This window comes from Pseudomonas sp. Sample_10 (assembly GCF_004321495.1).
GTDB lineage: Bacteria > Pseudomonadota > Gammaproteobacteria > Pseudomonadales > Pseudomonadaceae > Aquipseudomonas.
Genome location: NZ_RCOE01000003.1, coordinates 1 through 26380, shown reverse-complemented (window position 1 = coordinate 26380; position 26380 = coordinate 1). Strand labels below are relative to the sequence as shown.

Here is a 26380-nt window from a genome sequence, read left to right as displayed (position 1 = left end):
TCAACGCTGGATTTCGCGGTCACGGTCCAGTTGATAAGGCAGGTCGAGCAAGTGCAGCGCAGGGCCGTCAATTGCACCCACATGAATATCGCCACCTTCTGCAGCTTCGGCTTGCAATACGGCCAACAGTTCAATGTGGTTTTCGCCACGGGCTGCCAGCACCACTTCACCGATTGAACTGTTGTGACTTGGGGAGAACAGTTGGGTACCGGGCTCAGGCAGGTCGCTGGCATCCAGTTTCACGCGATAGAGTCGACGCTTGAGTTTGCCCAGGTACTGCATCCGGGCAACGATTTCCTGACCGGTGTAACAGCCTTTTTTGAAACTCACGCCACCGACAGCTTGCAGATTGAGCATCTGCGGAATGAACAGCTCGCGGGTACCGGGCATGACCTGGCCGATCCCTGCACGGACCTGGCCCAGCAGCCACTGATTCAAGTCGCTTTCGGCCAGCATGGCGGACAGCTTGCCCTTGATGCTGTCGGCTTGATCGGCAGCGACCCAGAGTTCGGCACGCTCGGGTGAAATGCGAATGGCGATCAAACCGTCGTGACGCACAACACTGTCGGTTTCTGCCGGCAGGTCAAGTCCGAGGCTCTTTATTGCAGCATCGCCATGCTCGATGCCGAAACGAATCCAGGCAGCACTTTCGTCAGTCAGCTTGGACTTGGAGAACACAGCGTATTTTTTCAGGTCCGCCAATTGAGGTTCCAGCAGTTCACTGGCCATGGCCAGCAAGACGCCGTCACCTTCGAGCAGGATACGGAAGCTCGATTGCATCCGGCCTTTCTGGGTGCAGCGCGCGCCGAGGCTGGACTGTGTGTCGCTCAGGTAATTGAGGTTGCAGGTCAATTGGCCTTGCAGGAACTTGCCGGCGTCCGCGCCGCGGACCGCCAGAACACCTTCATGAGACAGCGTGCAGAAAAAAGCAGAATCGGCCATGGGTCATCGCAGGGTTAAAGAGTCTGGGGGACATGATAAGGGGGCGCCTTCGAAATGGGTAGTTCACAAAGGATCGCCGGTGCCCGACCAAAGCCGACTGTTCGGCGAAGCGCGGGGCTGTATACTTGCGGCCTATTTGAGGAGCGCTCCATGGTCGAAGATGTTGAACTGAATCGCCTCTACTGGCACAGCCGCCGCGGCATGCTTGAACTTGACGTGTTGCTGGTGCCGTTTGTGAAAGAGGTTTACGCAAGTCTGAACGAGGTGGATCGTGCGTTGTACGTCCGCTTGCTGGAATGCGAGGATCAGGACATGTTCGGCTGGTTCATGGAGCGCAACGAATCGGAAGATCCGGAGCTTCAGCGCATGGTTCGCATGATCCTGGATCGTGTCCAGCCCAAGTAATTCTTTCGAATGCCGCTGGCATGCCTCGCGGCAGTTGCTGGCGGCTTACGTTTTTGCCCAGTTGTTCGCACTGGGTTCGTTGCTTCTTCTTGAATTACCGCTCTGGGCCAGTCTGTCGGGTGCTTTGTGCTGCCTGCTCCATGGCATTCGGGTACTGCCACGCCAGATTCTGCTGACACACCCACAAGCGTTTTTGGGCTTGCGTCGCGATGCCGATGGCTGGCAGTTATGGAATCGGGCGGCGGGGTGGCAATCGGTGCAGCTGCGGCCCGATAGTTTGGCACTGCCCTGGGTGGTGGTGCTGCGTTTTCGCCTGCAAGGTGAGCGACGGATCCGGGCCATTTGCGTACCCCGGGATTCGCAGGCGGCGGATATACACCGACGCCTGCGGGTTCGGCTCAAATTCAGTCGGCGTAGGTGGGCGGCACCAGAATAGTGTCCAGCGCCACTGGCAACATGTTCGGATAGTCGAGGGTGTAATGCAGGCCGCGACTTTCTTTACGCTCCATGGCTGACAGAATCATCAATTCGGCCACCTGAGCCAGGTTGCGCAACTCGATCAGGTCGCGGCTGACTTTATAGTTGCTGTAGAACTCGTCGATTTCATCGAGCAGCAACCGCACCCGGTGTTGGGCCCGTTGCAGACGCTTGTTGGTGCGCACAATGCCGACGTAGTCCCACATGAACCGACGCAACTCATCCCAGTTGTGCGCAATGATCACGTCTTCATCGGAATCCGTTACCTGGCTCGCATCCCAGGCGGGCAGGGCGATGGGGGCAGAAATCTGCGGCAACTGCTCAATGATGTCCGCAGCCGCCGAGCGCGCGTAGACAAAGCACTCCAGCAGCGAGTTGCTGGCCATGCGGTTGGCGCCATGCAGGCCGGTGAAGCTGGTTTCGCCAATTGCGTACAACCCGGGTACGTCGGTGCGACCTTGCTGGTCGACCATAACGCCGCCGCAGGTGTAATGCGCGGCCGGAACCACCGGGATCGGTTGCTTGGTGATGTCGATGGAAAATTCCAGGCAACGCTCGTAGACAGTCGGGAAGTGCGTCTTGATGAAGTCTTCTGATTTGTGGCTGATGTCCAGATATACGCAGTCAATGCCCAGGCGTTTCATCTCATGGTCGATGGCCCGTGCGACGATGTCCCGGGGCGCCAATTCGGCGCGGGGATCGAATCGCTGCATGAAGCGTTCGCCATTAGGCAGCTTCAAGTGCGCGCCTTCGCCGCGAAGGGCTTCGGTGATCAGGAAACTCTTGGCCTGCGGGTGGTACAGACAAGTCGGGTGGAACTGGTTGAACTCCAGGTTCGCCACCCGGCATCCCGAGCGCCAGGCCATGGCAATGCCATCACCACAGGCACCATCGGGGTTGCTGGTATAAAGGTAGACCTTGGCTGCGCCACCGGACGCGAGGATCACGAAACGGGCGCCATAGGTATCGACTTCTCCGGTACCACGATTGAGCACGTAAGCGCCCAGGCAACGGTCGCCTTCTAGGCCCAGGCGTTTTTCGGTGATCAGATCGACGGCGACGCGCTGTTCCAGCAGTTCGATGTTCGGCCGTTGCCTGGCCTGGGTCAGCAAGGTTCTGAAAATCGCCGCACCGGTAGCATCGGCGGCGTGGATGATACGTCGATGACTGTGTCCACCTTCGCGGGTCAGATGGAACTCGAATCCGCCGTCCTCAACAGTCGATTGCTCATCACGAGTAAAGGGTACGCCTTGGTCGATCAGCCATTGAATCGACTCTTTACTGTGCTCGACAGTGAAGCGTACGGCGTCTTCGTGACACAAGCCGCCGCCGGCATTCAGGGTGTCATCGACATGGGACTCGACGGTATCGGTGTCATCCAGTACCGCAGCGACACCGCCCTGCGCCCAGAATGTCGAGCCATTGGCGAGGTCGCCTTTGCTCAGGACAGCGATGCGCAAATGACCGGGCAAGGTCAGCGCCAGGCTCAAGCCGGCAGCACCGCTGCCAATTACCAGAACATCGTGTTGAAACTGTTGGCTCATTTCAGGATTCCGCTCAAAGCGACCCGGGTCAGGGAGGCGCTGGACAACTGGACAGGCGAGTCAGGTTCGCGAACAGCCCACTAGTATATAGAGGGGGGGATCGGCACAATAGCCGAGCCTATATGGCATTGTGAAACTACTGTGATGGAAAAGAGCTGACGCTTCGTCGGATGTTTTTTTGGTCGATTTGGCGACAACTGAACTGTATCGTGGATTTAACAGTCTTTTTCGCCGCACGGTCGCACAATGTCGGTTCATGCAGCTATAAATATTTGGAACTTTTGCCAAAGGCCCAAGATCAATAGACGGTTGCCTGATTCAAGGGACAGTGTCGGCTTCAGCGCGGGATCTGCTTTGGATCCTTGCCAGCGAAACCGATGACAAGATTATTCGCGCAGCCGGGGAATCTCGCGCTGCGTTTTTCGTGCGTGCCGATCAGAGCCCGCAGGAAACTTGCCTGGAGGGGGAGAACTTTTGCGAAAAGCCCGAGTCTATGTTTGCAAGTCCGGACGTTTAGTTGTGCAAGCCTCCTTCGAGCTTATCGAGGAGTGTTCATGCTAACCCAGGAAGAGGATCAGCAGCTGGTCGAACGCGTTCAACGCGGCGACAAGCGAGCGTTCGATCTGCTAGTGCTGAAATACCAGCACAAAATTCTCGGGTTGATCGTGCGTTTTGTGCACGACACCCATGAAGCCCAGGATGTGGCACAGGAAGCCTTTATCAAGGCCTACCGTGCACTAGGAAATTTTCGCGGAGACAGCGCGTTTTATACGTGGCTTTACCGCATCGCCATCAACACGGCGAAGAACTATCTGGTTTCACGCGGCCGCCGGCCGCCGGATAGCGATGTCAGTTCCGAGGATGCAGAGTTCTACGATGGCGATCATGGCCTCAAGGATCTCGAGTCGCCAGAACGGGCTTTGCTGCGGGATGAGATCGAAGGCACCGTCCATCGAACCATTCAGCAACTGCCGGAAGATTTGCGTACGGCTTTAACTTTACGTGAATTCGATGGTCTGAGTTACGAGGACATTGCGAGCGTCATGCAGTGTCCGGTGGGTACCGTGCGCTCCCGGATTTTCCGCGCTCGGGAGGCCATCGATAAAGCCCTGCAACCGTTGTTGCAGGAAAACTGAGACAGCGGCGACAGCCAAGAGAGGAACGCCATGAGTCGTGAAGCCCTGCAGGAATCGCTGTCCGCAGTGATGGATAACGAAGCGGACGAATTGGAATTGCGTCGGGTACTCAGTGCCTGTGACGATGTTGAAACTCGTGAAACGTGGGCTCGTTATCAGATCGCTCGGGCAGCAATGCACAAGGATCTGCTGCTTCCACGTCTGGACATTGCTGCGGCCGTTTCGGCAGCCCTGGCTGACGAAGCCGTACCGGCAAAAGCCACTCGTGGTCCATGGCGCAGCCTGGGTCGTCTGGCTGTCGCTGCTTCGGTAACGGTTGCCGTACTGGCGGGCGTTCGCCTGTACAACCAGGACGAGATCGCCGGTGTCGAACTGGCTCAACAGTCCAGCCAACAGAATCTGGCCGCTCCTCAAGTCAAGGGCCCGGCTGTTCTGGCAGGCTACAATGAGAGTTCGGAAGCCACTGGTCCAATGGCCAACGGTGTGTTGCAAGGTCAGCCAGGCTGGCATGATCAGCGTCTGCCAAGCTACCTGCGCCAACATGCTCAACAGGCTGCATTGAAGGGCACTGAGAGCGCTCTGCCTTACGCTCGTGCCGCAAGCCTGGAAAACCGTTAAGGAGGATCATGCGCGCCAAACCTCTACTTTCGCTTCTGCTCGGTGGCTGGTTCGTTGTTCCAGCCCACGCCGATGAAGCCCAGGACTGGTTGACCCGTCTTGGTCAGGCCGAGCAACAGCAAAGCTTCTTCGGTACCTTCGTCTACGAGCGTAACGGTAGTTTTTCTACCCATAACATCTGGCACCGCGTCCATGATGGAAAAGTCCGCGAGCGTTTACTCCAGCTCGACGGATCGGCTCAGGAGGTTGTGCGCGTTGATGGTCAGACACAATGTGTCAGCGGCACCCTGATAGCTGGGCTTGGGGACTCTCCCAATTCCGCCGCTCGTGCACTTGATCCACAAAAGCTCAAGAATTGGTATGACCTTGCTGTTATCGGCAAGTCGCGTGTTGCCGGGCGTTCAGCGGTAATTGTGTCTTTGACGCCTCGCGACCAGCACCGCTACGGTTTTGAGTTGCACCTGGACAAGGAAACCGGGCTGCCACTCAAGTCGTTGTTGCTCGATGACAAGGGGCGCCTGCTTGAGCGATTCCAGTTCACACAACTGGACACCGCTGATGTTCCGTCCGATCGCGATTTGCAGCCCGGCAGCGATTGTAAGGCGGTCAACCTCGACAGTGACAAGGCTTCGGCGGTGAAGACAGCCCAGGCCTGGCATTCAGACTGGTTGCCACCCGGATTCGAGCTGACCAGCAGCACGGTACGCAAGGATCCCGAGACCAAAACCCAGGTCAATAGCCTGATGTATGACGATGGTCTGGCGCGTTTTTCTGTATTCCTTGAGCCATTGAACGGCGCTGCCGTCACTGATACCCGCACTCAGTTGGGGCCAACGGTGGCTGTATCCCGGCGATTGACCACTGCGCAAGGTGAAATGATGGTGACGGTAGTGGGTGAAATTCCGGTCGGCACCGCTGAACGGATAGCCTTGTCCATGCGCAACGACGCCACTGCAACCAAGCAGTGAGCTGCAGTCGAAATGTTTCGTGAGCATTTCAGTTTGCAAATCCCCCCAAAATTTTTTATAGGTCAGAGCCCCTCGGCTCTGGCCTTGTTTGTTGTTCCCGGAACAAAAATACCGGCGTATCGTTTCCGGTGTTCCTTGCTCCATATCGCTTAACCATGCTCGTCGTAACGGGAGCCGTATGTCGATACCACGCTTGAAGACTTATCTTTCCATTTTTGCCACCGTGCTGGTGCTCGGTCAGTCGGTCGCTGCACAAGCAGTCGAATTGCCTGACTTTACGCAACTGGTTGAACAGGCGTCGCCCGCGGTCGTGAACATCAGTACCACGCAGAAGCTGCCGGATCGTAAAGTGAACCAGCAGATGCCTGACCTTGAAGGATTGCCGCCAATGCTGCGCGAATTCTTCGAGCGCGGCATGCCGCCGCAACCGCGATCGCCGCGCGGCGATCGTCAGCGCGAAGCCCAATCCCTGGGTTCGGGTTTCATTATCTCGCCAGATGGCTACATTCTGACCAACAACCATGTGATCGCTGACGCTGACGAAATTCTTGTGCGTCTTGCCGATCGCAGTGAAATGAAAGCCAAACTGGTCGGTACTGATCCTCGCTCCGACGTGGCGTTGCTGAAAATCGAAGGCAAGGATCTGCCGGTTCTCAAACTCGGCAAATCCCAGGATCTGAAGGCCGGTCAATGGGTTGTGGCGATCGGTTCGCCGTTCGGTTTTGACCACACCGTCACTCAAGGCATCGTCAGCGCCGTCGGTCGTAGCCTGCCGAATGAAAACTATGTGCCGTTCATTCAGACCGACGTGCCGATCAACCCGGGCAACTCCGGTGGTCCGTTGTTCAACCTCAACGGGGAAGTGGTTGGCATCAACTCACAGATCTACACCCGTTCCGGTGGTTTCATGGGCGTGTCGTTCGCGATTCCAATCGACGTGGCCATGGACGTTTCCAATCAGCTCAAAAGTGGCGGCAAAGTCAGCCGTGGCTGGTTGGGTGTAGTGATTCAGGAAGTGAACAAGGATCTGGCCGAGTCGTTCGGCCTGGAAAAACCGGCCGGTGCGCTGGTTGCCCAGATCCAGGATGACGGTCCGGCTGCCAAGGGTGGGCTGCAGGTGGGTGATGTGATTCTGAGCATGAACGGTCAGCCGATCGTCATGTCCGCCGATCTGCCGCATCTGGTGGGTGCACTGAAATCGGGGTCCAAGGCTAATCTGGAAGTGATCCGCGAGGGTAAGCGCAAGAACGTCGAACTGACGGTTGGAGCCATTCCTGATGAAGACAAGGAACTTGATGCATTGCCGAAGTCTGGTGCAGAGAGCAGCAGCAATCGCCTGGGTGTGTCGGTTGTCGAGTTGACCGCGGAACAGAAGAAAACCTACGACCTCAAAAGTGGCGTGGTGATCAAGGAAGTGCAGGAAGGTCCTGCCTCGATGATCGGTCTGCAACCGGGTGATGTCATTACTCACCTGAACAACCAGGCGATCGAGTCCACCAAGCAATTCACTGACATCGCCAAGGCGCTGCCGAAGAATCGTTCGGTGTCGATGCGTGTATTGCGTCAGGGGCGCGCCAGCTTCATCACCTTCAAACTGGCTGAATAAACCGGTTGCAGGTTGAACAAAAAAACCGCCTCGAAAGAGGCGGTTTTTTTATGCGGGTTTCAAATTATCCCATCATGTCCTTGATCATGCGCTCCTGCTCCATCAGCTCTCGCTGGCGGGCATCGATACGTGACGACAGTGGGAAGTTGGTGCCAGCCTTGCGCTTGGCGAAGTCCAGTTGCTGGATGGCCTGGCGGTAGTCGCCGACCAGCGCGAAGTATTCGGCCCGTGCCTGATGCAGGCCGATGATGTTGCCCGACAAGCCGCGCGTTTCTGCCACCTGATACCACACGTCCGGATCGTCCGGGCGTGACTTGAGCAGGCCTTCCAGCGCTTTTTCGGCGTCCGCGGCGCGGTTTTGTTTCAGCAGCAGATCGACACGCACCTGGTTCAGTGGATAGTTGCCGGGGTATTGAGTCAGCATCCGGTCAACCCGCGTTTGCGCGTCGGCCAGCCGATTGTTGGTGATATCCAGATCAATCTGCGCGAGGTTGTAGATGATCTCGTTTGGCGCCTTGGCCAACAACAGCTTGAGATTTTCCCGTGCCTCGTTCAATTGGCCGCCCTTGACCTGGGCGATGGCCAGGCCGTAGCGAGCAACATCGCTTTTCGGGTTTTCATCCAGCTGGGCACGGAAGCGCTTGGCACCCAAACCTGGCGTTTCCTCATAGATCAATTGAACGCGAGCGCGAATCAATTGATAACGCAAGGTGTCTTCGATACCACCCTGTGGCGCCTGTTCGGCGCGGTTGCGGGTGTCCGCGATCCGCGATTCAGTAACCGGGTGAGTCAGCAGGAATTCCGGTGGCTTGGCATCAAAACGGTACTGCCGCCCCAGGCGCTCAAACATGGAGGGCATCGAGCGCGGATCGTATCCGGCTTTTTCCAGGTTGAGGATGCCGATACGGTCGGCTTCCTGTTCGTTCTGGCGAGAGAAGCGCCGTTGTTCCTGGATCGCCGCCGCCTGCGTACCCGCAATGGCCGCGATCCCGGCATCACCGGCACCGGCTGCGGCAATCACGATACCGGCCAGCAGCGCGGCCATCATCGGCACTTGCATGCGTTGTTGTGCTTCAACGCCACGGGCAAAGTGGCGCTGCGACAAGTGAGCCAGTTCGTGCGCCAGTACCGAAGCGTATTCGCCTTCGCTCTGGGCGTTGAGGAACAAACCACCGTTGACCCCGACAATGCCGCCGGGTGCTGCGAAAGCGTTAAGTTGTGGACTGTTGATCAGGATGAACTCAAGACGCCGGTCATTGACCTGGCTGGTTTCGACCAGGCGATAAACGCTGGATTCGACGTAGTCCTTGAGTTGCGGGTCGTTGAGTTGTGACACCTGGCTGCGCAAAAGCGCGAGCCAGGCACGGCCCAGCTGGTATTCCTGCTGCGGCGAGACAATGGCAGAACTGGCGTCGCCGAGTGACGGCAGGTCGTCGGCGAAGCCCGGTGAGGCGAGCAGGCAAGCGAGCGTCAGCAGGGTAGGGCGCAAAAAAGTCATGCACAGAGCCTTAGTCGACAAAGAGCTTACTGTAGCCGGACACCAGCCCTGCGACCAGATATTCTAGGCAACTCGACTACCCGACCCGGAGTGATGCAATGATCGATGCTGTAGCCCATGACGTTGAGCTGGACGCCAGCGGCCTGAATTGTCCGTTGCCGTTGCTCAAGGCCAAGATGGAACTCAATCGGATGGCCAGTGGCGCGATACTCAAGGTCATTGCCACCGATGCGGGCTCGCAGCGCGACTTTCGCACCTTTGCCCGATTGGCCGGTCATACGCTGCTTCGTGAAGAAGACGAGGCGGGCGTTTACCGTTACTGGTTGAAAAAAGCCTGAAACCTGCGGCATTTGTTCTTAAGGATTATTGATGTTCAAAGTGTTACGCGACTGGATTCAGCGCTATTTCTCGGATGAAGAAGCAGTGGTGTTGGCGGTGCTGCTGTTTCTTGCGTTCACCGCGGTCCTCACCCTGGGCGGCATGCTGGCGCCAGTGCTGGCCGGGATGGTGCTGGCCTACCTGATGCAAGGGTTGGTGGTAGCGCTCGAACGGATGCGCGTGCCGGGCTGGGTGGCGGTGGGGCTGGTTTTTGCCTTGTTCATGGGGGTGCTGCTGGTATTCATCGTGGTGGTCGTGCCGCTGCTTTGGCATCAATTGATCACGTTGTTCAATGAATTGCCGGGCATGCTCGCCAAGTGGCAATCGCTATTGTTGTTGTTGCCCGAGCGTTACCCGCATCTGGTATCCGACGAGCAGGTGCTGCGGGCCATCGAAGCGGCGCGGGGCGAGATCGGAAAATTTGGCCAGTGGGCACTGACGTTCTCGCTATCGAGCCTGCCGTTGCTCGTGAATATCATGATCTACCTGGTCCTGGTGCCGATCCTGGTGTTCTTCTTTCTCAAGGATAGAGCCATGATCGGCCAGTGGGTGCGTGGCTACTTGCCACGCGAGCGGGCATTGATCACCCGGGTCGCCCATGACATGAACCGACAGATCGCCAACTACATTCGCGGCAAGGTCATCGAGATCTTCATTTGCGGTGGCGTGACCTACATCGCCTTCGTTGTTTTGGAACTCAACTACGCGGCGCTGTTGGCATTGCTGGTGGGAATTTCGGTAGTGGTGCCTTATGTCGGCGCCGTGGTGGTGACCGTGCCGGTGTTTCTGATTGCACTGTTCCAGTGGGGCTGGAGCGATGAATTCATCTACTTGATGGCGGTGTACGGGATCATCCAGACGCTGGATGGCAACGTACTGGTGCCGCTGCTGTTCTCCGAGGCAGTCAACTTGCACCCGGTGGCGATCATCTGTGCAGTGCTGCTGTTTGGCGGGCTGTGGGGGTTCTGGGGGGTGTTCTTTGCCATTCCCCTGGCGACACTGTTCAAGGCGGTGCTGGACGCGTGGCCGCGCAAGGAGCCGGTCGTGGCGCCACTGCTGTAGATTGTGGTGAAACGAAAAAAGATCGCAACCTGCGGCAGCTCCTGCGGGATTGGGTTCGATGCGCAGAAACGGCGACGAACTCTATTCTTGCAGGACCATGGGCTGCGATCTTTTTGGTATCAGGCCTTGTTCAGCGCCTGAGCGGCAGCCAGCACGGCATCAACATGCCCCGGCACTTTCACGCCGCGCCATTCCTGACGCAAGACGCCATCCTTGTCGATCAGGAATGTACTGCGATCCACGCCCATGTATTCCTTGCCGTAAAGCTTCTTCAGCTTGATCACGTCGAACAGCTGGCAAAGCGCTTCTTCCTTGTCGCTGATCAGCTCGAACGTGAACGCCTGCTTCGCCTTGAAGTTCTCGTGGGACTTCAGGCTGTCGCGAGAAACCCCGAACACTTCGGTATTGGCGGCTTTGAAAGCCTGCAGTTGATCGCGAAAGCCCTGACCCTGGGTCGTGCAGCCCGGTGTGCTGTCCTTTGGATAGAAGTAGATCACCACTTGCTTGCCTTTGAGGTTCGCCAGGCTGACGGTCTGCCCACTGGTGGCGGGTGCTTCGAAGTCGGCAACCGGTTGGTCGATGGCAACGGCCATGAAAAGCTTCCTTACATTGGGTTCTGTGGGCGCCACGGTTCGATCAGGGCATCCAGGTTCAGCGCGTCGGCGAAGTCCAGGAACTGATCGCGCAGCCAGCTGATTTGCACGCCGGCCGGCAACGTCACGGTAAATGTGGCATTGAGCATGGTCCCGCCGGTCTGCGGTGCCTGATACGTGTCGCAGGTCAGGTTTTCCAGCTCGACGTTGTGATCCATGAAGAACTGGCACAACTCGTTGATGATGTCGGAACGGTAGGCCGAACTGACATAAGCAACATAAGGCAGGGCCTGGGGACGATTCTCCAGAGCCGCGCTGCGTACCACGTTGACGGTAAAGGCGTGCCGTTTGGCCAGTACCGGCAGGCTGCCTTCCAGGCGTGCCAGGGCATCCCAGCTGCCGGAGACTTCGAGAACCAGCGCACTGCACTCGCCATGACGGGTCAGGCGGGAGGTGACCACGGCGCAGCGGTTTTCATGGCTGGCACGGCACAGGACGTTGGTCAGCTCCATGGGGTTGGCGCCGAGGGCACTGATGACAAGGAATTGTTCGCGAACTGTGGGGGTGGACATGCAGCATTCCTAAAGCGATGAGCGGTCGGTACTTCTATCGGCTCGTTCTGCCGGGAGTGAGCCTGCGAATGCGGATTCAGAAAGCTCCGGGCGCAGGCTGCAACGTGCTCCAGTATGGCAGGAGCGGAGGGTGGCAACGCTGGGACGGGGCTTGTGATGCCGAAATTGGAGGCTCGAACCCGATGTACGAGCTTGTCAGTATCGATCAAAGTCTGAAGGGTAGCGAAAAGCGACGCCAAGGGGAATGGCGGCAGCGCAGTACTTCGCTTGTACAAGCATCTTGGCGCCAGTACCATTACCGCTCTCTTTTTCCGGCAGGAGCGGTTTCATGATTGCGGGCAGTATGGTGGCACTGGTCACACCCATGGATGCACAAGGGCGTCTTGACTGGGCCAGCCTCAGCAAGCTCGTGGATTTCCACCTCGAGAACGGCACCCATGCCATTGTCGCAGTCGGAACTACCGGCGAGTCGGCAACCCTTGATGTCGAAGAACACATTGCCGTCATCAAAGCCGTGGTCAAGCAGGTCAACGGTCGCATTCCGGTGATTGCCGGTACCGGCGCCAACTCGACTCGCGAAGCCGTCGAGCTGACCCGTAACGCCAAAGAGGCTGGCGCCGACGCTTGCCTGCTGGTCGTGCCGTACTACAACAAGCCGACCCAGGAAGGCCTGTACCAGCACTTCAAGCACATTGCCGAAGCCGTCGACATCCCTCAGATCCTCTACAACGTTCCTGGCCGCACTTCCTGCGACATGCAGGCCGAGACCGTCATCCGCCTGTCCACCGTGCCGAACATCATCGGCATCAAGGAAGCGACCGGCGATCTGAAACGCGCCAAAGCCATCCTCGATGGCGTCAGCAAGGATTTCATCGTCCTGTCCGGCGATGATCCGACCGCTGTCGAACTGATCCTGCTGGGCGGCAAGGGCAACATCTCGGTGACTGCCAACGTCGCTCCGCGCGAAATGGCCGATCTGTGCGAAGCCGCTCTCAAGGGCGACGCCGCGACCGCCCGTGCAATCAACGAAAAACTGATGCCTCTGCACAAAGACCTGTTCATTGAAGCCAACCCGATTCCGGTGAAGTGGGCTTTGGTTGAAATGGGCCTGATGCAGGAAGGCATTCGCCTGCCGCTGACCTGGCTGAGCGCACCTTGTCATGAAACGCTTCGCACGGCCCTGCGCCAGTGCAGCGTCCTGGTTTAATTGAGGAAGTACTACGCATGAAGCGAATGGCCGGACTTTCCGCACTTGCCTTGATTATCTCCAGCACCAGTGGCTGCGGATGGATCTGGGGCCCGGAAGGTTATTTCCGTGACCGTGGTAGTGATTACCTGGAAGCGCAACAGACTGCACCGATGCAACTGCCACCCGACATCACCACCGCCAAGCGTCTGGATCCGCTGTTGCCGATCCCGCGCAACGTCGCCGACGACACCGCCAAGGGCGAGTATGTTGTGCCTCGTCCGCAGCCGTTGTCGGCCGCTGCCGATGCCAGCCCGTACTCGCTGCAAAAAAGCGGCGACTCACGCTCGATTCTGGCGCAGAACCCTCCGGCCGAAATCTGGCCCGTGGCTGTTCAGTTCTTCCAGGACAACGGTTTCCGCCTGGATGAACAGCGCCCGCAAACCGGTGAGTTCACCACCACCTGGCAGCGTTCCGACGAACTGTCTGCTGCCATGGCCAAGCGCCTGAGCGCTGCCGGTGTCAGCACCGACAGCGAAACCCGTGTACGGGTACGTATCGAGCCGGGCGTGCAGCGTAATACCAGTGAAGTCTACGTGGTCAGCGCCGAGCGTCCCGCCGGCAGCACTGCCGACGTCGCTTTCACCAACCGTTCGGTCAACACAGGCCTCGATGCTGCACTGGTCGACGACATGCTGGCGAGCATGAGCCGCATCTCCGAGAAGGGCGGTTCTGTCTCCATGTTGGCTTCGCGTGATTTCGATGCGCCAAGCCGTGTCAGCCTCAGCGAAGACGGTAGCGGCAACCCGGTGCTGAACGTCGGTACCGATCTGGACCGTGCCTGGTCGAGCGTCGGTCGTGCGCTGGAACAAGGCGAGTGGCGCGTTGAGGACATCAACCGCAGCCTGGGCCTGTACTACATCAACCTGGCCGAAAAAGCCGAGAAGAAAGACGACAAGCCTGGCTTCTTCAGCAGCCTGTTCGGCAGCGCGCCGAACAAGGAAGAAGTTGAAGCCCGCGCCGAGCGTTATCAGGTTCGCCTGAGCAAGGTTGGCGAAAACGTTCAGGTTACCGTCGAGAAAAACATCAACACTGTCGCGCCTGCTGACGTCGCGCGCAAAGTGTTGAGCGTCATTCAGGACAACCTGGGCTGATCAAATGCGTTTTGCCGTTCTCGGCAGCGGTAGCCAAGGGAACGGCACGCTGATAGCCAGCGCTGAAACGTATGTGCTGGTGGATTGTGGTTTCTCCCTGCGGGAAACCGAAAAACGCCTGCTGCGCCTGGGTGTGAACCCTGCGCAGCTGAGCGCGATACTAGTGACCCACGAACATGCCGACCACGTGCATGGCGTGGGTTTGCTGTCTCGGCGCTACAATCTGCCTGTCTACCTCAGTCGCGGGACCTTGCGCGGGATGCGCAAACCGATTGAACCCGCAGGCCTTCTGGCCGGTGGCGAGCAACTGCAAATCGGTGCCTTGAGCATTGGTGTCATTGCCGTGGCCCACGATGCGCAGGAACCGACGCAATACGTTTTCAGTGATGGTGAGCGGCGCTTCGGCCTGTTGACCGATCTCGGCTCGTATTGCGACAAGGTGCTGGACGGTTATCGGGACCTCGATGCGTTGATGATCGAGGCCAACCATTGCCGTGACATGCTGGCTCGCGGTCACTACCCGTATTTTCTCAAGCAACGGGTAGGCGGTGAACTGGGGCATTTGAACAACCACCAGGCGGCATTCCTGGTGTCCGAGTTGGGCTGGCAAGGCCTGCAACACCTGGTCCTGGCCCATCTGAGCAGCAAGAACAACCTGCCGCAGCTGGCCCGGCAATGTTTTGTCGACACCCTCGGGTGCGACCCGGACTGGCTGCAATTGGCCGATCAAGATTCAGGGCTCGACTGGCGACATATCGCCTAGCCCATCTACTTAGCAAGCGGAGCCCATCATGGAAAAACGTGAAGAACTCTACCGCGGCAAAGCCAAGTCGGTTTACAAGACCGACGACGCTAACCGTCTGATCCTGCTGTTTCGTAACGACACTTCGGCGTTCGACGGCAAGCGCATCGAGCAGCTTGACCGCAAAGGCATGGTGAACAACAAGTTCAATGCCTTCATCATGCAGAAACTCGAAGCCGCCGGTGTGCCGACCCAGTTCGACAAACTGCTGGGCGACAATGAGTGTCTGGTGAAGAAACTGGACATGATCCCGGTTGAATGCGTTGTGCGTAACTACGCCGCTGGCAGCCTGGTCAAGCGCCTGGGTGTTGAAGAGGGCATGAAGCTCAACCCTTACACCTTCGAACTGTTCCTGAAAGACGACGCCAAGGGCGACCCGTTCATCAACGAATCCCACGTCGTGGCGTTCGGTTGGGGCACCGCCGAGCAACTGGTTCGCATGAAAGAACTGTCGCTCAAGGTCAACGAAGTCCTGAGCAAACTGTTCGACGACGCCGGCCTGCTGCTGGTCGACTTCAAACTGGAATTCGGCGTTTTCCACGACGGCACCATCGTCCTGGGTGACGAGTTCAGTCCGGACGGCTGCCGCCTGTGGGACAAGGCCACCGGCAAGAAAATGGACAAGGACCGCTTCCGTCAGGGCCTCGGTGACGTCATCGAAGCCTACGAAGAAGTCGCCAACCGTCTGGGCGTACCGCTTTAATCGACGCAAGCATCTGATAGCACAGAAATATTTCGCTCAGGGGGTTCGCTTCCGGCAAAAGTGTTGTTATGATGCGCGCCGTTGGAGAGATGCCAGAGTGGCCGAATGGGACGGATTCGAAATCCGTTGTACCTTCACCGGTACCTAGGGTTCGAATCCCTATCTCTCCGCCATTACATAGAAAAAGCCCCGTAGCTGAACAAGCTACGGGGCTTTTTTGTTTGTCCGGTTTTTTGTCGATGATTGATCGTCGGACCGAGCATCGTTTCGATGTAGGAAAAATACGCCGATTTACGAGAAAAATTACTCTCTGTTGTCGCTGAATTTACCGCTCCCTTAATCCATTGGCCGCCCCCGAGGTTCAGCGTTTTCTCCCGAAATATTCTCTGACACCCCCAGACTTCCCTCGAAAAAAACCTCATCTACTCTGGCATGCACAGGTCAGCGACCTGTTGTAATCAGCCATCGCAAGGAGCGAACTATGTATTTTGAGATTTACAGGCAAACCCGCGGCTCGATCCTGACTGGCAAAGGTCAGTGGAGGTGGCGTTTGCGGGCAGGGAATCATGAAACGATCGCCAGTGGCGAGGCATACGTCAACAAAGCTGATTGCGTGCATGCAATCAGCTTGATCAAGGGGACATCTGACCTGACGCCGGTCAAGCAGCTCCAGGCATGACGTGTCGAAGCTGCTCAATATCAGGGCAGCTTCGTTATATAGACGCCGATTGCGACATCTCCCTAAACTGTCGGCAGTTTTTTAGCGCCGGGGCAATGGATGAATCGCAACGAACTACGCAAGGCCGACATCAACCTGATGGTGGTGTTTGAGTCGCTGATGCTTGAGCGTAATGTCACCAAGGTGGCGAAGAAGCTGTTTCTCGGCCAGCCAACCATCAGCTCGGCGCTCAACCGCTTGCGTACGATGTTCGATGATCCTTTGTTCATTCGCGTCGGTCATCGCATGGAGCCGACGGCGCGGGCCGAAGAGATCTTTCGCTATCTGTCGCCGGCACTGGATTCGTTATCGGTGGCGTTGAGCCTGACCCACGATTTCGACCCGGGTAACAGCACTATGACCTTTCGTATAGGGATGTCGGACGATGTCGAGTTCGGCCTGTTGCCGCCCCTGCTGCGCGCGTTGCGCCAGGAGGCGCCGAAGGTGGTTTTCGTGGTGCAGAATGTTGATTATTGGCGAATTCCAGACCTGCTGGCGTCGGGGGATATTACGGTGGGTATCAGCCAGACTCGCGGCCTGCCCGCCAATGCCAAGCGTAAATTGCTGCGTCACATCTCTCCCAGCGTATTGCGCGCCGACGCATGCGATACGCCATTGACGGTTGATGAATACTGCTCGCGCCCGCATGTGCTGGTGTCCCATATCGCCAACGTCAGCGGTTTCGCAGATGAGTGGTTGGCGCAGATCGGTCGGTCGCGTCAGGTGGTGCTCTCGGTGCCTCAATACAGTTCGCTGCCAGCGTTGCTTGCCGGGACCGATCTGATTGCCAGCCTGCCGGACTACACCGCTGCAGCGATGGCGGCTTCGGGTCAGTTGTTCATGGAGCCGTTTCCGTTCAAGACCCCGACCCTGGAACTGTCCATGGTCTGGCTCAGTCATGCCGACAGCGATCCCGCCGAACGCTGGTTGCGGTCACGAATTGAAGCATTCATGGGTGAACGCGATCTGATGTCGCTACCCCAATAACCACGGCAGCGCTGTGCTATATGTACGTACTTGCCATTGATCTACAGGAATCCCGCCATGCCTCACCTGCACCTGGAATATACCGCCAATCTGCCTGATCTGAATGCCGATGTGGCGCTGATGCGGCTCAACAATACGCTGGTGGCTTCCGGTCAATTCGGTGCCGAATTTGACATCAAGAGTCGCGCAATAAAAGTCGAAACGTACAAGGTCGGGACGGCTCTGGCTGAGCGAGGCTTCGTGCATGTGAAACTGGCGGTGTTGAGTGGACGTTCGCCGCAGATCAAACAACAGTTGTCCGAAAGCTTGTTGGCGGTGGTAAAGGACCTGTGTGAGTGGCCGGCGGGCGTTGAAGTGCAACTGTGCGTGGAAATCCTCGACATCGATCGTGAGTCCTACGCCAAGGCCGCCATCGGCGTCTGAGTTTTCTGATGTACAGCTCGGCACAGGCCTTGATGATCTGTTCGCGCAACAAGCTGCCTTGCCGAGCCTTGGCCTGAACCCGAGCTGAATCATTCTCAAACAAGTTTAAAGTTCTTGCATGATCATGCATGCCAACTAATCGTTGGCTAATTTTTCACAAAAAATTGATAGTCGTGTACCTAAAGTTAGTGCTGTCGCCGTAAATGAAATTTTCGCATTTACAGCAGGCACTTCTTTTCAGGAACCGCCGATCATTATGTTGAAAATTAAAGCCGTGCGCCCCGAATGGGTCACACTGATTTCCAGCACCTTTCTATTAACCGGATTTAACCTGGTTCTCTGGAAACATCTTTTTGAAATCACCGCTGCCGATGGTGCGGGCATCGTCATGCGTTTGGCTTTCGCGGCGATGATCGTTGCAGCCTTCAACATTGTCTTGACTCTGCTGGCGTTCCGGCCAGTCATGAAACCGGTTTTGATGCTGTTGTTCATGGTCAGCGCTGGCGTCGCCTATTTCATGAGTCAGTACGGCGTACTGATCGATGCCGGCATGTTTCGTAACTTTGCTGAAACCAATGCCACGGAAGTTCGTGACTTACTGTCACTAAAGTTGTTTGTTTATATTCTGATGTTGGGTGTATTGCCGTCGTTGCTGTTGTGGAAAACACCGATCAATTACCGTCGCTGGCACCGTGAAGTGTTGAGTAAAGTTCTGGTGAGTGTGGCGTCGCTAGCCGTCATCGGCGGTGTGGCACTGGTCAACTATCAGGGCCTTGCTTCATTGTTTCGCAATCACCACGAATTGCGACTGATGGTGGTGCCCAGCAACTACATCGGGGCATCTTTTGGCTACTTGCGTGAGCAGGTCGCGTCTGCCCGGCAACCCTTTGCCACTGTGGGCGAAGACGCCCAGCGAAATCCGGTTTGGCAGACCCATGGCCGCAAATCCCTGACGGTGCTGGTGGTGGGTGAAAGCGCCCGGGCCGAGAACTTTGGCATCCTCGGCTATGACCGCGACACCACGCCAACGCTGAGTAAAGAAGCCGGCCTGATCGCCTTTACCGATGTGCATTCCTGTGGCACTGAAACCGCCGTCTCGGTGCCATGCATGTTTTCCAATATGGGGCGCAAGGATTACAGCGCGAGCAAGGCGAAGAACGAAGAGGGGCTGTTGGACGTGCTCAAGCGCGCGGGTCTGGACGTGATCTGGCGCGACAACCAGTCGGGCTGCAAAGGCACTTGTGATCGGGTCACGCTCGAGGATGTCAGCAAGTTGAAGGACCCGGTGTTGTGCGCCAACAGTGAGTGTCGCGACGAGATCCTGCTCCAAGGCCTGCAGCATTTCATCGATAACCTGGATAAAGACACGGTACTGGTGTTGCACCAGATGGGCAGTCACGGCCCGGAATACTTCAAGCGCTACCCGAAAGAGTACGAACGATTCACGCCGGTTTGTGAGAGTAATGCGCTGAACAATTGCAGCCGTGAAAGTATCGTCAATGGCTATGACAATACCCTGGTGTATACCGACCATGTGCTGTCGACACTGATCGATTTGCTGCGCAACAATCAGGACAAGGTCGATACGGCGATGCTTTACCTGTCGGACCATGGCGAATCCCTGGGCGAGTACAACCTTTTCCTCCACGGCACGCCGTACATGCTGGCGCCGGACCAACAAAAGCATGTGGCGATGCTCGCCTGGTTCTCCGACAGTTATCAAAAGTCATTCTCCGTCGACACCCATTGTCTGCAGCTAAGCCGTGAAAAGCCTCTTAGCCAGGACAACCTGTTCCACTCGATGCTGGGGTTGCTGGAGGTCAACAGCAAAGTCTATAACCAGGATCTGGATATGTTTGCCGGATGCCGCGCCGCAGTGATCGATGGCGTGTTGGCCGATAAATGAGCGCAGCGTGATCTTTGATGGTCTGGCCTGCATGCCCGGCAAGGCAGGTCGAATGGGAGTTGACGGGCTATTCTTCGGGTACGCCAGGTGTTTTCGTTGATGCTCTTGTTCAGTGGATGCGCGGAAATCGCCGGGGGCGATATATACTGCGGGCCATTCTTCAAGGGAGAGCCGTGTGGCCATCGATATTCACTGGATTCGCGACAACGATAGCCTCGGTCAATTTTGCGCCGAGTGGCAAAAGTTGCCATTCGTTGCCCTCGACACCGAATTCATGCGGGTCGACACCTTTTATCCGATCGCAGGTCTGCTGCAGATTGGCGATGGCGAACGCGCTTACCTGATTGATCCGCTGACCATCGATAACTGGCAACCTCTGGCCGCGTTGCTGGAAAACTCAGCCGTGGTCAAAGTCGTGCATGCGTGCAGTGAAGACCTTGAAGTCTTGCTGCGCCTGACCGGCAGCCTGCCGGCGTCGCTGTTCGATACGCAACTGGCCGCCGCTTACCTGAACCTTGGGTTCTCGATGGGATATTCGCGACTGGTGCAGGAAGTGCTCGGCATCGATCTGCCCAAGGGCGAGACCCGTTCCGACTGGTTGCAACGTCCGCTTTCCGAAACACAGATCAGTTACGCCGCGGAAGATGCCGTACATCTGGCAGAGGTGTTCGTAAAACTGCGCCCGAAGCTTTCCGACGACAAATATGCCTGGGTGTTGGAGGACGGTGCCGAACTGGTCGCCAACCTGCGCCGCGAGATCGACCCGTACGAGGTCTATCGCGACGCCAAACTGGCCTGGAAGCTATCCCGCGCTCAACTCGCGGTACTGCGTGAACTCTGCGCGTGGCGCGAAAAAGAAGCCCGTGCCCGTGACCTGCCGCGCAATCGCATCATCCGCGAGCATTCGCTGTGGCCGCTGGCGCGCACGCAGCCAGACAACCTTGGCGCGTTGGCGAAGATCGAAGACATGCATCCGCGTACCGTGCGTCAGGACGGCGAGTTTCTGCTTGATCTGATCAAGCGCTCTGGCAGTGTGTCGCCCGATCAATGGCCGCCCGCCGTGCCGGAGCCGTTGCCAGTGGACGCCGCCGCACTGCTCAAACAGCTGAAAGCCATCGGCCAGGTTGAAGCCGAGCGTCTGAACATTGCGCCGGAACTGATGCTGCGCAAGAAAACCCTGGAAGCGCTGCTCAAAAGCGGCTTCCCCAATGGTCCCTACCAATTGCCTGATTCGCTGCGTGGCTGGCGCCGCGAATTGATGGGCCAGGCGCTGCTCGACAGCCTGGCCACCGCCGGAGAACAGCCTTGAAACGTATTTGCTCCATCTACCGCAGCACCAAACGCAATGAAATGTACCTTTATGTACTCAAAAGCGATGCTCTGGAACGCGTACCGGAAACCTTGATGGCCGCCTTCGGCAAAGCCATCCACGCCTTCGACCTGGTGTTGAGCCCGGAGCGCAAACTGTCGCGCGAGGACATCACGGTGGTGCTGGAGAACCTCGACAAGCAGGGTTACCACCTGCAAATGCCACCGGCCGAGGACGAGTACATCGAACATTTGCCGGAAGAGTTGTTGCGACGCAACGACCCTATGTGATCGGTAGACAGGCTCTGTTCAGAGTCTTGATGAAACACTGGAATGATTTTGGCGATGGTCGCGCTGGCAGGGCGAAGCTCTGTCGGCGGCCGTCTGCACTGTTTTTGAAAGGTTTGATGCATGCGCGTTCTGATTGCTGAACACGACCACCCGGTGTACGCCCGCCTGTTGCGGGAGGCCGCGCCTGATCTGGAAGTCTTGACCAGTGGCGACTCTGCCGAACTGGCCCGACAGGCTGCCGATTGCCCGATCTGGCTCGGCCAGCCTGATTTACTGGCGACTTTGCTGCGCCAGGGTCACCAACCACAATGGCTGCAATCGACATGGGCTGGCATTACGCCGCTGCTGGCGGACGGCCTGCCGCGGCACTACCGCCTGACCCGCGCCGTGGGGATTTTTGGCCAGGTGATGGCCGAGTATGTGCTCACCTACATGCTGGGCCATGAGCGCGAAGTGCTGGCGCGGTTGGTCAGCCAGGTCGAACGCAAATGGGACAGTCGCCATGGTCAGAGCCTGGCGGGGCGCAAGGTGCTGATTGTCGGCACGGGTGACATCGGCCAGACCGTTGCGCAGTTCCTGATGCCGTTTGGCGTTGAACTGTATGGCATTGCCAGCAGTGCCCGGGAGCAGGCGCCATTTGTCGAAGTCGGCACGATGGCGGATTTGCCGCGCTTGGTCGGTGAAGTGGATTATGTAATCAATCTGCTGCCAAACACCCCAAACACCCACGATATCTACGATGCGGCGCTGTTCAGGCAGTTCAAGCCAACCGGACTGTTCATCAATGTCGGGCGTGGCGTTGCGGTGGTCGATGCTGATCTGGTGGAAGCCTTAAAAGAAGGTCATTTGGCAGGTGCGGTGATTGATGTCTGCCGCCAGGAGCCACTGCCGCAGCGCCATCCGTTCTGGACAGCCTGGGGTCTGTTGCTGACGGGACACAGTTCGGCACCGACTTCGCCATCGTTGATGGTCAAACTGTTTGTCGAGAACCTGCGGGCCTATCAGGCGGGCGAGGCATTGCGCGGGGAAGTGGATTTCAATCGCGGGTATTGAGCCCAGTGCGATCAAAACTGTAGGAGCGAGCCTGCTCGCGATGGACGGGAACGATAACGTGCCCTGTCTGAATGATCGCGGCGTCTGGGCATTCTTCGCCAGCAGGCTGGCTCCTACAGGTACAACGGTGCCCTCATTTAGAGGGAGAAATCGCCTTCAGTGGCCAGTTCGCTCAACGGACGACGCGGGCTTGGCTCTTCACGAGCTTGCAGGTACTCGGCCAGGGTGGCCTTGTCGCCCAGCTTGCCGACTGCCACGGCCGCGTGCAGGGCATAGCCTTCAGGAATGTTCAGCTCCTTGCGGGTCAGTTCCTGGTCGAAACCGGCCATGCCGTGAGTGTGCCAGCCACTCAGGCTCGCTTGCAGCGCCAGGTGGCCCCAGGCCGAACCGGTGTCGAAGGTGTGCCACAGCGCCGGGGTTTCTTCAGTGGCGCCAGGTACCGCGAAAGTGGTTTTCGAAATCACGATGACCAGTGCCGAGGCGTGTTGCGCCCAGCTTCGGTTGAACTCGTTCAACAGGCCCAGATAGCGTTCCCAGTTTGGCGTATCGCGACGCGCGTAAAGAAAGCGCCAAGGCTGCGAGTTGTACGCCGACGGTGCCCAGCGGGCGGCTTCGAAGAAGCTCAGCAGGGTTTCTTCTGGAATGGCCTCGCCGGTAAAGGCGCGGGGCGACCAGCGATCGGTGAACTGGGGGTGAATGGCGTACTCGGCAACGCGTGGGTTTGCACTCATCAAGAGATTCCTTGCGACGTTTGAAAGTAGGGGCGACGCAAAACCCTACTTGGCGGCGCCAAAACTGACAAGCGCGTTCTACCGACAGTCGCCAATGCTTGGCCCACAGGGCTGCGGGCACTAGACTGGCGGCCTTTTCATCACCTGATGTCGATGCTCGAGCCATGGCCGCCAAAGTAGAACCGTTCTGGAAACGCAAAACCCTCGATCAACTCGATCAAGAGGAATGGGAATCGCTGTGCGACGGTTGTGGCCTGTGCTGCCTGCAAAAGCTTGAAGATGAAGACGACAACAGCGTCTATTACACGCGCATCGCCTGCAAACTGCTGGACTTGAAAACCTGCCAGTGCACCGATTACCCGAACCGCCGCGACTCCGTACCCGATTGCATCCAGCTCACGCCCGGCAAGGCTGACGAGTTCAAGTGGCTGCCACCGACCTGCGGTTATCGCCTGGTCAGCGAAGGCAAGGATTTGCCACTCTGGCATCACCTGGTCTGTGGTGATCGCGACGCAGTGCACCACGAGCGTATTTCCCAGTCCGGACGCATGCTCGCCGAAGGCAGCGTGCCGGAAGATGATTGGGAAGATCACCTGATTTTCCGCGCGGGTTAAGCGAACTGCGAGTCAACGGTTTCACCAAGGAGTGTGTATGGCTGTGGGGTGGCAGCGGGCGCTGATCGCAGGAATATGGCTATTGAGTTCGCCGGTGTGGGCGGCGAAGAAGGTCGATCTGGATTACCACGTGCTGCTGTTACCGCACAGTGATCAGGCGCAAGTGCGCTTGACCCTGGCCCAGGGCTCGGCGGTACGCAGCCTGGATTTCGCCCTCGGCGACGGCAGCCGTTACAGCGATTTCAAGGCCGACGGTCAATGGCAGCTCACACCCGGCAAGCAGGCCCGCGGCATCTGGCGCCCGGCGTCGGACAAGGCCAGCCTGACCTATCGCGTGCGTATCAGCCATGGCCGCAAAAGCGCCAGCTTCGATACACGCATGACACCGAGTTGGGCGTTGATGCGCGGCGACGATCTGGTGCCCGCCGCCAGGCTTGATCAGCAGGACGGGATCGAACTGGTTTCACGCCTTGAGTTTGAGTTGCCCAATGGCTGGAAAAGCGTCGAGACGGCCTGGCCGCGAATCGGCAAGAACAAGTTCCGCATCGACAACGTTTCCCGTCTGTTCGACCGGCCCACGGGCTGGATGCTTGCGGGCAACCTTGGCAGCCGCCGCACCCGGCTCGGTGAAACCGAAGTCACGGTGACGTCCCCGCAAGGCCAGGGCATGCGGCGAATGGATGTACTGACGCTGCTGACGTTTGTCTGGCCGCAAGTCCAAGCTGTGTTTCCTCGGCACCCCACCAAGTTATTGATTGTGGGTGCCAACGATCCGATGTGGCGCGGTAGCGTGGCGGCGCATGAGTCGATCTACTTCAACAGTCGCCTGCCACTGGTCAGCGAAAGCGGCGGCAGCGCGCTGGTGCGTGAATTGGTCCAGGTGTTCGGTCGGATCAATGACTCACAGCGCAGTGACTGGATCAGCGAAGGATTTGCCGAGTACTACGCCATTGAATTGCTGCGCCGCGCCGGCGGCATGAGCGATGAGCGGTTCGAGAGCCTGCATGGAAAACTGCTCAAGTCTGGCCAGAAGGTCACGACATTGCGCGGGGAGCAGGTCAATCCGGCGCAAGTGGCCAGGGCAGTGGTGTTGTTGCAGGATCTGGACCGCGAGATTCGCCTGAAGACGCGCAACAAGCGTTCGCTGGATGATGTGGTGCGCGGAGCGATGCGGCTGGAAAGCATCGATACCAAGGTGTTCGTGCAGCTCAGTGAGAGCGTACTTGGTGAGCCTTCCAGGGTGTTGGATAGCGAGTTGCTTCGGTAAAGATCAAAAGACGCAGCCTGCCGGCGCTCCTGCAAATGAGCTTTGCAGGTGCGCCGGCAGGCTGCGATCTTGTGATTTTCAGGCTTTCGGCGACTTCAACGAATCATTGCCGGTGACCGTAGCGGTTTTGGTCGCCGCTTCGGCATTGGCCTTCAGCGTCTTCAACTCTTCACCGGCACGCTGGATTCTTGCGCGCACGTTGTCCATGTCCTGACGACTTTTTTCCAGCAGGCTTTTGGCCGAGCTGTGGCCGGTGATGCCACGGGCCAGGGCCACGCCGCCGATAGCCACCTGGATCAGGCCAAAGATGCCGCCGCGCCGCAGACCCTTGCCGACCATTACCACGCCCCCGGCCAGCGAGCCGATGCGTTCCCAGCCCTGAACGTTTTGATCGGACGGGCTCTGGAAGGGGGTGGATTCGATGCGCTCTACGCGTTTGAGTTCGCTCATGATCTGTCTCCAGGCAGCAAGGACTGTTTCAGTAATCGATAGTTAAGCTGACTGCGCAGGCGTGCCGCTTGTTCCATCGAATGTGCGGCAACTCAGCGGAATTTTGGTCCCGAACGAGTATTGAGACCTTTGGCCATGCGGTCGTAGAGCACGACGTTGACCGTAGCGGCCAGGTTCATGCAGCCGGTGGTCGGGATGTAGACCACGTCTTCGCACCAGTCGCGAATTTCCTTATCCAGCGAACCGTCTTCCGGGCCGAAGATGTACAGCGCGCGGTCCGGGTGGGTGTACTCGGGCAGCGGACGGGCGCCCTCGACCAGTTCCACGGCGACCGGAACGCAATTGAGGGGCAGGATTTTCTTCAGGTCATCGATGCCGATCAGTGGGATGTCGTAATGGACGCGCTTGGTATCGGTGACGAAATCGGCGGCCCGTTCATAACGCTTGCCGGTGTAGAACACCGACGCCACGCCATAGCAGCCAGCGGCGCGCATCACGGAGCCGACGTTCTCCGGTGATTTGGGGTTGAACAAACCAATGCAGCTGTACCGTTTGTCTGCCACGAGCGGGGTGCCTTTTGCGAAAAAAGCGCGATTATACGGGGATTGGGGGAGGGGTGGTCAGTGATCGTTCCCACGCTCCGCGTGGGAATGCATCCCGTGACGCTCTGCGTCACATTCAAAAGCGGAACGCGGAGCGTCCCTGGCGGCATTCCCACGCAGAGCGTGGGAACGATCAGTGCAAGACCTTCAGTCTTCTTTCTTCATCAAGCCGGCCAGCGCGGCAAACGGGTTATGCGTGGCCTTGGCGATTTTCGGCGTGCTCAGCGAGCCTTCGCCGAAGTATTGCTGGTCGGTATAACGCGAGTGCTCGTTATCGTGGCAGTACAGGCACAGCAACTCCCAGTTCGAGCCGTCCTGTGGATTGTTGTCATGGTTGTGGTCGCGGTGGTGCACGGTCAGTTCGCTCAGGCGCTTGCCGGAGAACT

General features: G+C 57.9%; 30 protein-coding genes and 1 tRNA gene. 22 read left to right on the top strand and 9 right to left on the bottom strand.

Annotated features, from left to right (window positions below; all coding sequences use genetic code 11):
* Positions 1–942, bottom strand: coding sequence for a folate-binding protein YgfZ (locus D8U18_RS00185; protein WP_056856023.1), 942 nt, complete (start codon positions 940–942; stop codon positions 1–3).
* Positions 943–1092: 150 nt separating this feature from the next.
* Here D8U18_RS00185 and D8U18_RS00180 point away from each other — a divergent pair, with 150 nt between their 5' ends.
* Together D8U18_RS00180 and D8U18_RS00175 are read left to right on the top strand one after the other, a co-directional pair.
* On the top strand, positions 1093–1347 hold the full coding sequence (locus tag D8U18_RS00180; protein WP_056856022.1) for a succinate dehydrogenase assembly factor 2: 255 nt from the start codon (positions 1093–1095) through the stop codon (positions 1345–1347).
* Positions 1331–1783 (top strand): protein YgfX, encoded by a 453-nt coding sequence (locus D8U18_RS00175; RefSeq protein ID WP_082557647.1) that lies wholly within the window; start codon positions 1331–1333, stop codon positions 1781–1783. The genes D8U18_RS00180 and D8U18_RS00175 overlap by 17 nt, the downstream gene beginning before the upstream one ends.
* On the opposite strand, the gene nadB is transcribed toward D8U18_RS00175, so the two are convergent.
* A complete protein-coding gene (gene nadB / locus D8U18_RS00170) occupies positions 1752–3368 on the bottom strand; it encodes an L-aspartate oxidase (protein WP_131106764.1) in 1617 nt (538 codons plus the stop codon). The genes D8U18_RS00175 and nadB overlap by 32 nt on opposite strands.
* A gap of 554 nt (positions 3369–3922) precedes the next feature.
* Here nadB and rpoE point away from each other — a divergent pair.
* The 4 genes from rpoE to D8U18_RS00150 all read left to right on the top strand — a co-directional run bounded on the left by rpoE (position 3923) and on the right by D8U18_RS00150 (position 7696).
* Entirely contained in the window at positions 3923–4504 is a 582-nt protein-coding gene (gene rpoE / locus D8U18_RS00165; RefSeq protein WP_003172477.1) for an RNA polymerase sigma factor RpoE, read from the top strand.
* Positions 4505–4534: 30 nt separating this feature from the next.
* Positions 4535–5122 carry an RseA family anti-sigma factor gene (locus D8U18_RS00160; protein ID WP_056856020.1) on the top strand — a complete coding sequence of 196 codons (588 nt, stop codon included), beginning with the start codon at positions 4535–4537 and terminating at the stop codon, positions 5120–5122.
* Positions 5123–5130: 8 nt separating this feature from the next.
* Positions 5131–6090 carry a MucB/RseB C-terminal domain-containing protein gene (locus D8U18_RS00155; protein ID WP_130904296.1) on the top strand — a complete coding sequence of 320 codons (960 nt, stop codon included), beginning with the start codon at positions 5131–5133 and terminating at the stop codon, positions 6088–6090.
* 178 nt (positions 6091–6268) lie between these two features.
* Positions 6269–7696 carry a DegQ family serine endoprotease gene (locus tag D8U18_RS00150; RefSeq protein WP_056856018.1) on the top strand — a complete coding sequence of 476 codons (1428 nt, stop codon included), beginning with the start codon at positions 6269–6271 and terminating at the stop codon, positions 7694–7696.
* 64 nt (positions 7697–7760) lie between these two features.
* Here the strand turns inward: D8U18_RS00150 and D8U18_RS00145 are convergent, their stop codons facing one another.
* Positions 7761–9194: a M48 family metalloprotease gene (locus tag D8U18_RS00145; protein ID WP_056856017.1), complete on the bottom strand. Its 1434-nt coding sequence runs from the start codon at positions 9192–9194 to the stop codon at positions 7761–7763.
* Positions 9195–9292: 98 nt separating this feature from the next.
* On the opposite strand from D8U18_RS00145, the gene D8U18_RS00140 reads away from it, so the two are divergent.
* Entirely contained in the window at positions 9293–9532 is a 240-nt protein-coding gene (locus D8U18_RS00140) for a sulfurtransferase TusA family protein (protein WP_056856016.1), read from the top strand.
* A gap of 31 nt (positions 9533–9563) precedes the next feature.
* Positions 9564–10634, top strand: a complete 1071-nt coding sequence (locus D8U18_RS00135) for an AI-2E family transporter (protein WP_056856015.1) — start codon at positions 9564–9566, stop codon at positions 10632–10634.
* Positions 10635–10753: 119 nt separating this feature from the next.
* On the opposite strand, the gene D8U18_RS00130 is transcribed toward D8U18_RS00135, so the two are convergent.
* Both D8U18_RS00130 and D8U18_RS00125 read right to left on the bottom strand, forming a co-directional pair.
* A complete protein-coding gene (locus tag D8U18_RS00130) occupies positions 10754–11227 on the bottom strand; it encodes a peroxiredoxin (RefSeq protein ID WP_056856014.1) in 474 nt (157 codons plus the stop codon).
* Between the two features lie 11 nt (positions 11228–11238).
* Positions 11239–11799 carry a glycine cleavage system protein R gene (locus D8U18_RS00125; RefSeq protein ID WP_056856013.1) on the bottom strand — a complete coding sequence of 187 codons (561 nt, stop codon included), beginning with the start codon at positions 11797–11799 and terminating at the stop codon, positions 11239–11241.
* Between the two features lie 328 nt (positions 11800–12127).
* Between D8U18_RS00125 and dapA the strand changes: the two genes are divergently transcribed.
* The 12 genes from dapA to D8U18_RS00060 all read left to right on the top strand — a co-directional run bounded on the left by dapA (position 12128) and on the right by D8U18_RS00060 (position 22330).
* The gene (gene dapA, locus D8U18_RS00115; RefSeq protein ID WP_056856012.1) at positions 12128–13006 is read left to right on the top strand and encodes a 4-hydroxy-tetrahydrodipicolinate synthase; all 879 of its coding nucleotides are present in this window, start codon (positions 12128–12130) and stop codon (positions 13004–13006) included.
* A 17-nt stretch (positions 13007–13023) separates the two neighbouring features.
* On the top strand, positions 13024–14139 hold the full coding sequence (gene bamC, locus D8U18_RS00110) for an outer membrane protein assembly factor BamC (RefSeq protein ID WP_056856011.1): 1116 nt from the start codon (positions 13024–13026) through the stop codon (positions 14137–14139).
* Positions 14140–14143: 4 nt separating this feature from the next.
* Entirely contained in the window at positions 14144–14902 is a 759-nt protein-coding gene (locus D8U18_RS00105; RefSeq protein ID WP_056856010.1) for an MBL fold metallo-hydrolase, read from the top strand.
* A gap of 28 nt (positions 14903–14930) precedes the next feature.
* Positions 14931–15644, top strand: a complete 714-nt coding sequence (purC, locus tag D8U18_RS00100; RefSeq protein ID WP_047526793.1) for a phosphoribosylaminoimidazolesuccinocarboxamide synthase — start codon at positions 14931–14933, stop codon at positions 15642–15644.
* A gap of 83 nt (positions 15645–15727) precedes the next feature.
* Positions 15728–15817, top strand: a tRNA-Ser gene (locus tag D8U18_RS00095).
* A 308-nt stretch (positions 15818–16125) separates the two neighbouring features.
* Positions 16126–16323 carry a DUF1508 domain-containing protein gene (locus D8U18_RS00090; protein ID WP_056856009.1) on the top strand — a complete coding sequence of 66 codons (198 nt, stop codon included), beginning with the start codon at positions 16126–16128 and terminating at the stop codon, positions 16321–16323.
* 99 nt (positions 16324–16422) lie between these two features.
* A complete protein-coding gene (locus D8U18_RS00085; RefSeq protein ID WP_056856008.1) occupies positions 16423–17349 on the top strand; it encodes a LysR substrate-binding domain-containing protein in 927 nt (308 codons plus the stop codon).
* A gap of 57 nt (positions 17350–17406) precedes the next feature.
* Positions 17407–17772 carry a 5-carboxymethyl-2-hydroxymuconate Delta-isomerase gene (locus D8U18_RS00080; protein WP_056856007.1) on the top strand — a complete coding sequence of 122 codons (366 nt, stop codon included), beginning with the start codon at positions 17407–17409 and terminating at the stop codon, positions 17770–17772.
* Between the two features lie 256 nt (positions 17773–18028).
* A complete protein-coding gene (locus tag D8U18_RS00075; RefSeq protein WP_131106763.1) occupies positions 18029–19678 on the top strand; it encodes a phosphoethanolamine--lipid A transferase in 1650 nt (549 codons plus the stop codon).
* 175 nt (positions 19679–19853) lie between these two features.
* Positions 19854–20987: a ribonuclease D gene (gene rnd / locus D8U18_RS00070; protein ID WP_056856005.1), complete on the top strand. Its 1134-nt coding sequence runs from the start codon at positions 19854–19856 to the stop codon at positions 20985–20987.
* The gene (locus D8U18_RS00065) at positions 20984–21277 is read left to right on the top strand and encodes a YcgL domain-containing protein (protein WP_053155806.1); all 294 of its coding nucleotides are present in this window, start codon (positions 20984–20986) and stop codon (positions 21275–21277) included. Before rnd ends, D8U18_RS00065 begins: the two co-directional genes overlap by 4 nt.
* A 120-nt stretch (positions 21278–21397) precedes the next feature.
* On the top strand, positions 21398–22330 hold the full coding sequence (locus D8U18_RS00060) for a D-2-hydroxyacid dehydrogenase (protein WP_056856004.1): 933 nt from the start codon (positions 21398–21400) through the stop codon (positions 22328–22330).
* A gap of 137 nt (positions 22331–22467) precedes the next feature.
* Here D8U18_RS00060 and D8U18_RS00055 read toward each other — a convergent pair whose 3' ends face one another.
* Positions 22468–23061 carry a nitroreductase family protein gene (locus tag D8U18_RS00055; protein WP_131106762.1) on the bottom strand — a complete coding sequence of 198 codons (594 nt, stop codon included), beginning with the start codon at positions 23059–23061 and terminating at the stop codon, positions 22468–22470.
* A gap of 164 nt (positions 23062–23225) precedes the next feature.
* On the opposite strand from D8U18_RS00055, the gene D8U18_RS00050 reads away from it, so the two are divergent.
* Together D8U18_RS00050 and D8U18_RS00045 are read left to right on the top strand one after the other, a co-directional pair.
* Positions 23226–23675 carry a YcgN family cysteine cluster protein gene (locus D8U18_RS00050; protein WP_056856002.1) on the top strand — a complete coding sequence of 150 codons (450 nt, stop codon included), beginning with the start codon at positions 23226–23228 and terminating at the stop codon, positions 23673–23675.
* Positions 23676–23712: 37 nt separating this feature from the next.
* Positions 23713–24942, top strand: coding sequence for a hypothetical protein (locus D8U18_RS00045; protein WP_130906681.1), 1230 nt, complete (start codon positions 23713–23715; stop codon positions 24940–24942).
* A 78-nt stretch (positions 24943–25020) separates the two neighbouring features.
* Here the strand turns inward: D8U18_RS00045 and D8U18_RS00040 are convergent, their stop codons facing one another.
* The 3 genes from D8U18_RS00040 to D8U18_RS00025 all read right to left on the bottom strand — a co-directional run.
* Complete coding sequence (locus D8U18_RS00040; RefSeq protein ID WP_056856000.1) at positions 25021–25392, bottom strand: DUF2892 domain-containing protein; 372 nt, start codon at positions 25390–25392, stop codon at positions 25021–25023.
* Between the two features lie 92 nt (positions 25393–25484).
* Positions 25485–25955 (bottom strand): RNA methyltransferase, encoded by a 471-nt coding sequence (locus D8U18_RS00035; protein ID WP_056855999.1) that lies wholly within the window; start codon positions 25953–25955, stop codon positions 25485–25487.
* A gap of 186 nt (positions 25956–26141) precedes the next feature.
* Positions 26142–26380, bottom strand: a 239-nt coding sequence (locus D8U18_RS00025) for a YajD family HNH nuclease (RefSeq protein ID WP_131106760.1), incomplete at its 5' end; no start/stop codon positions are given.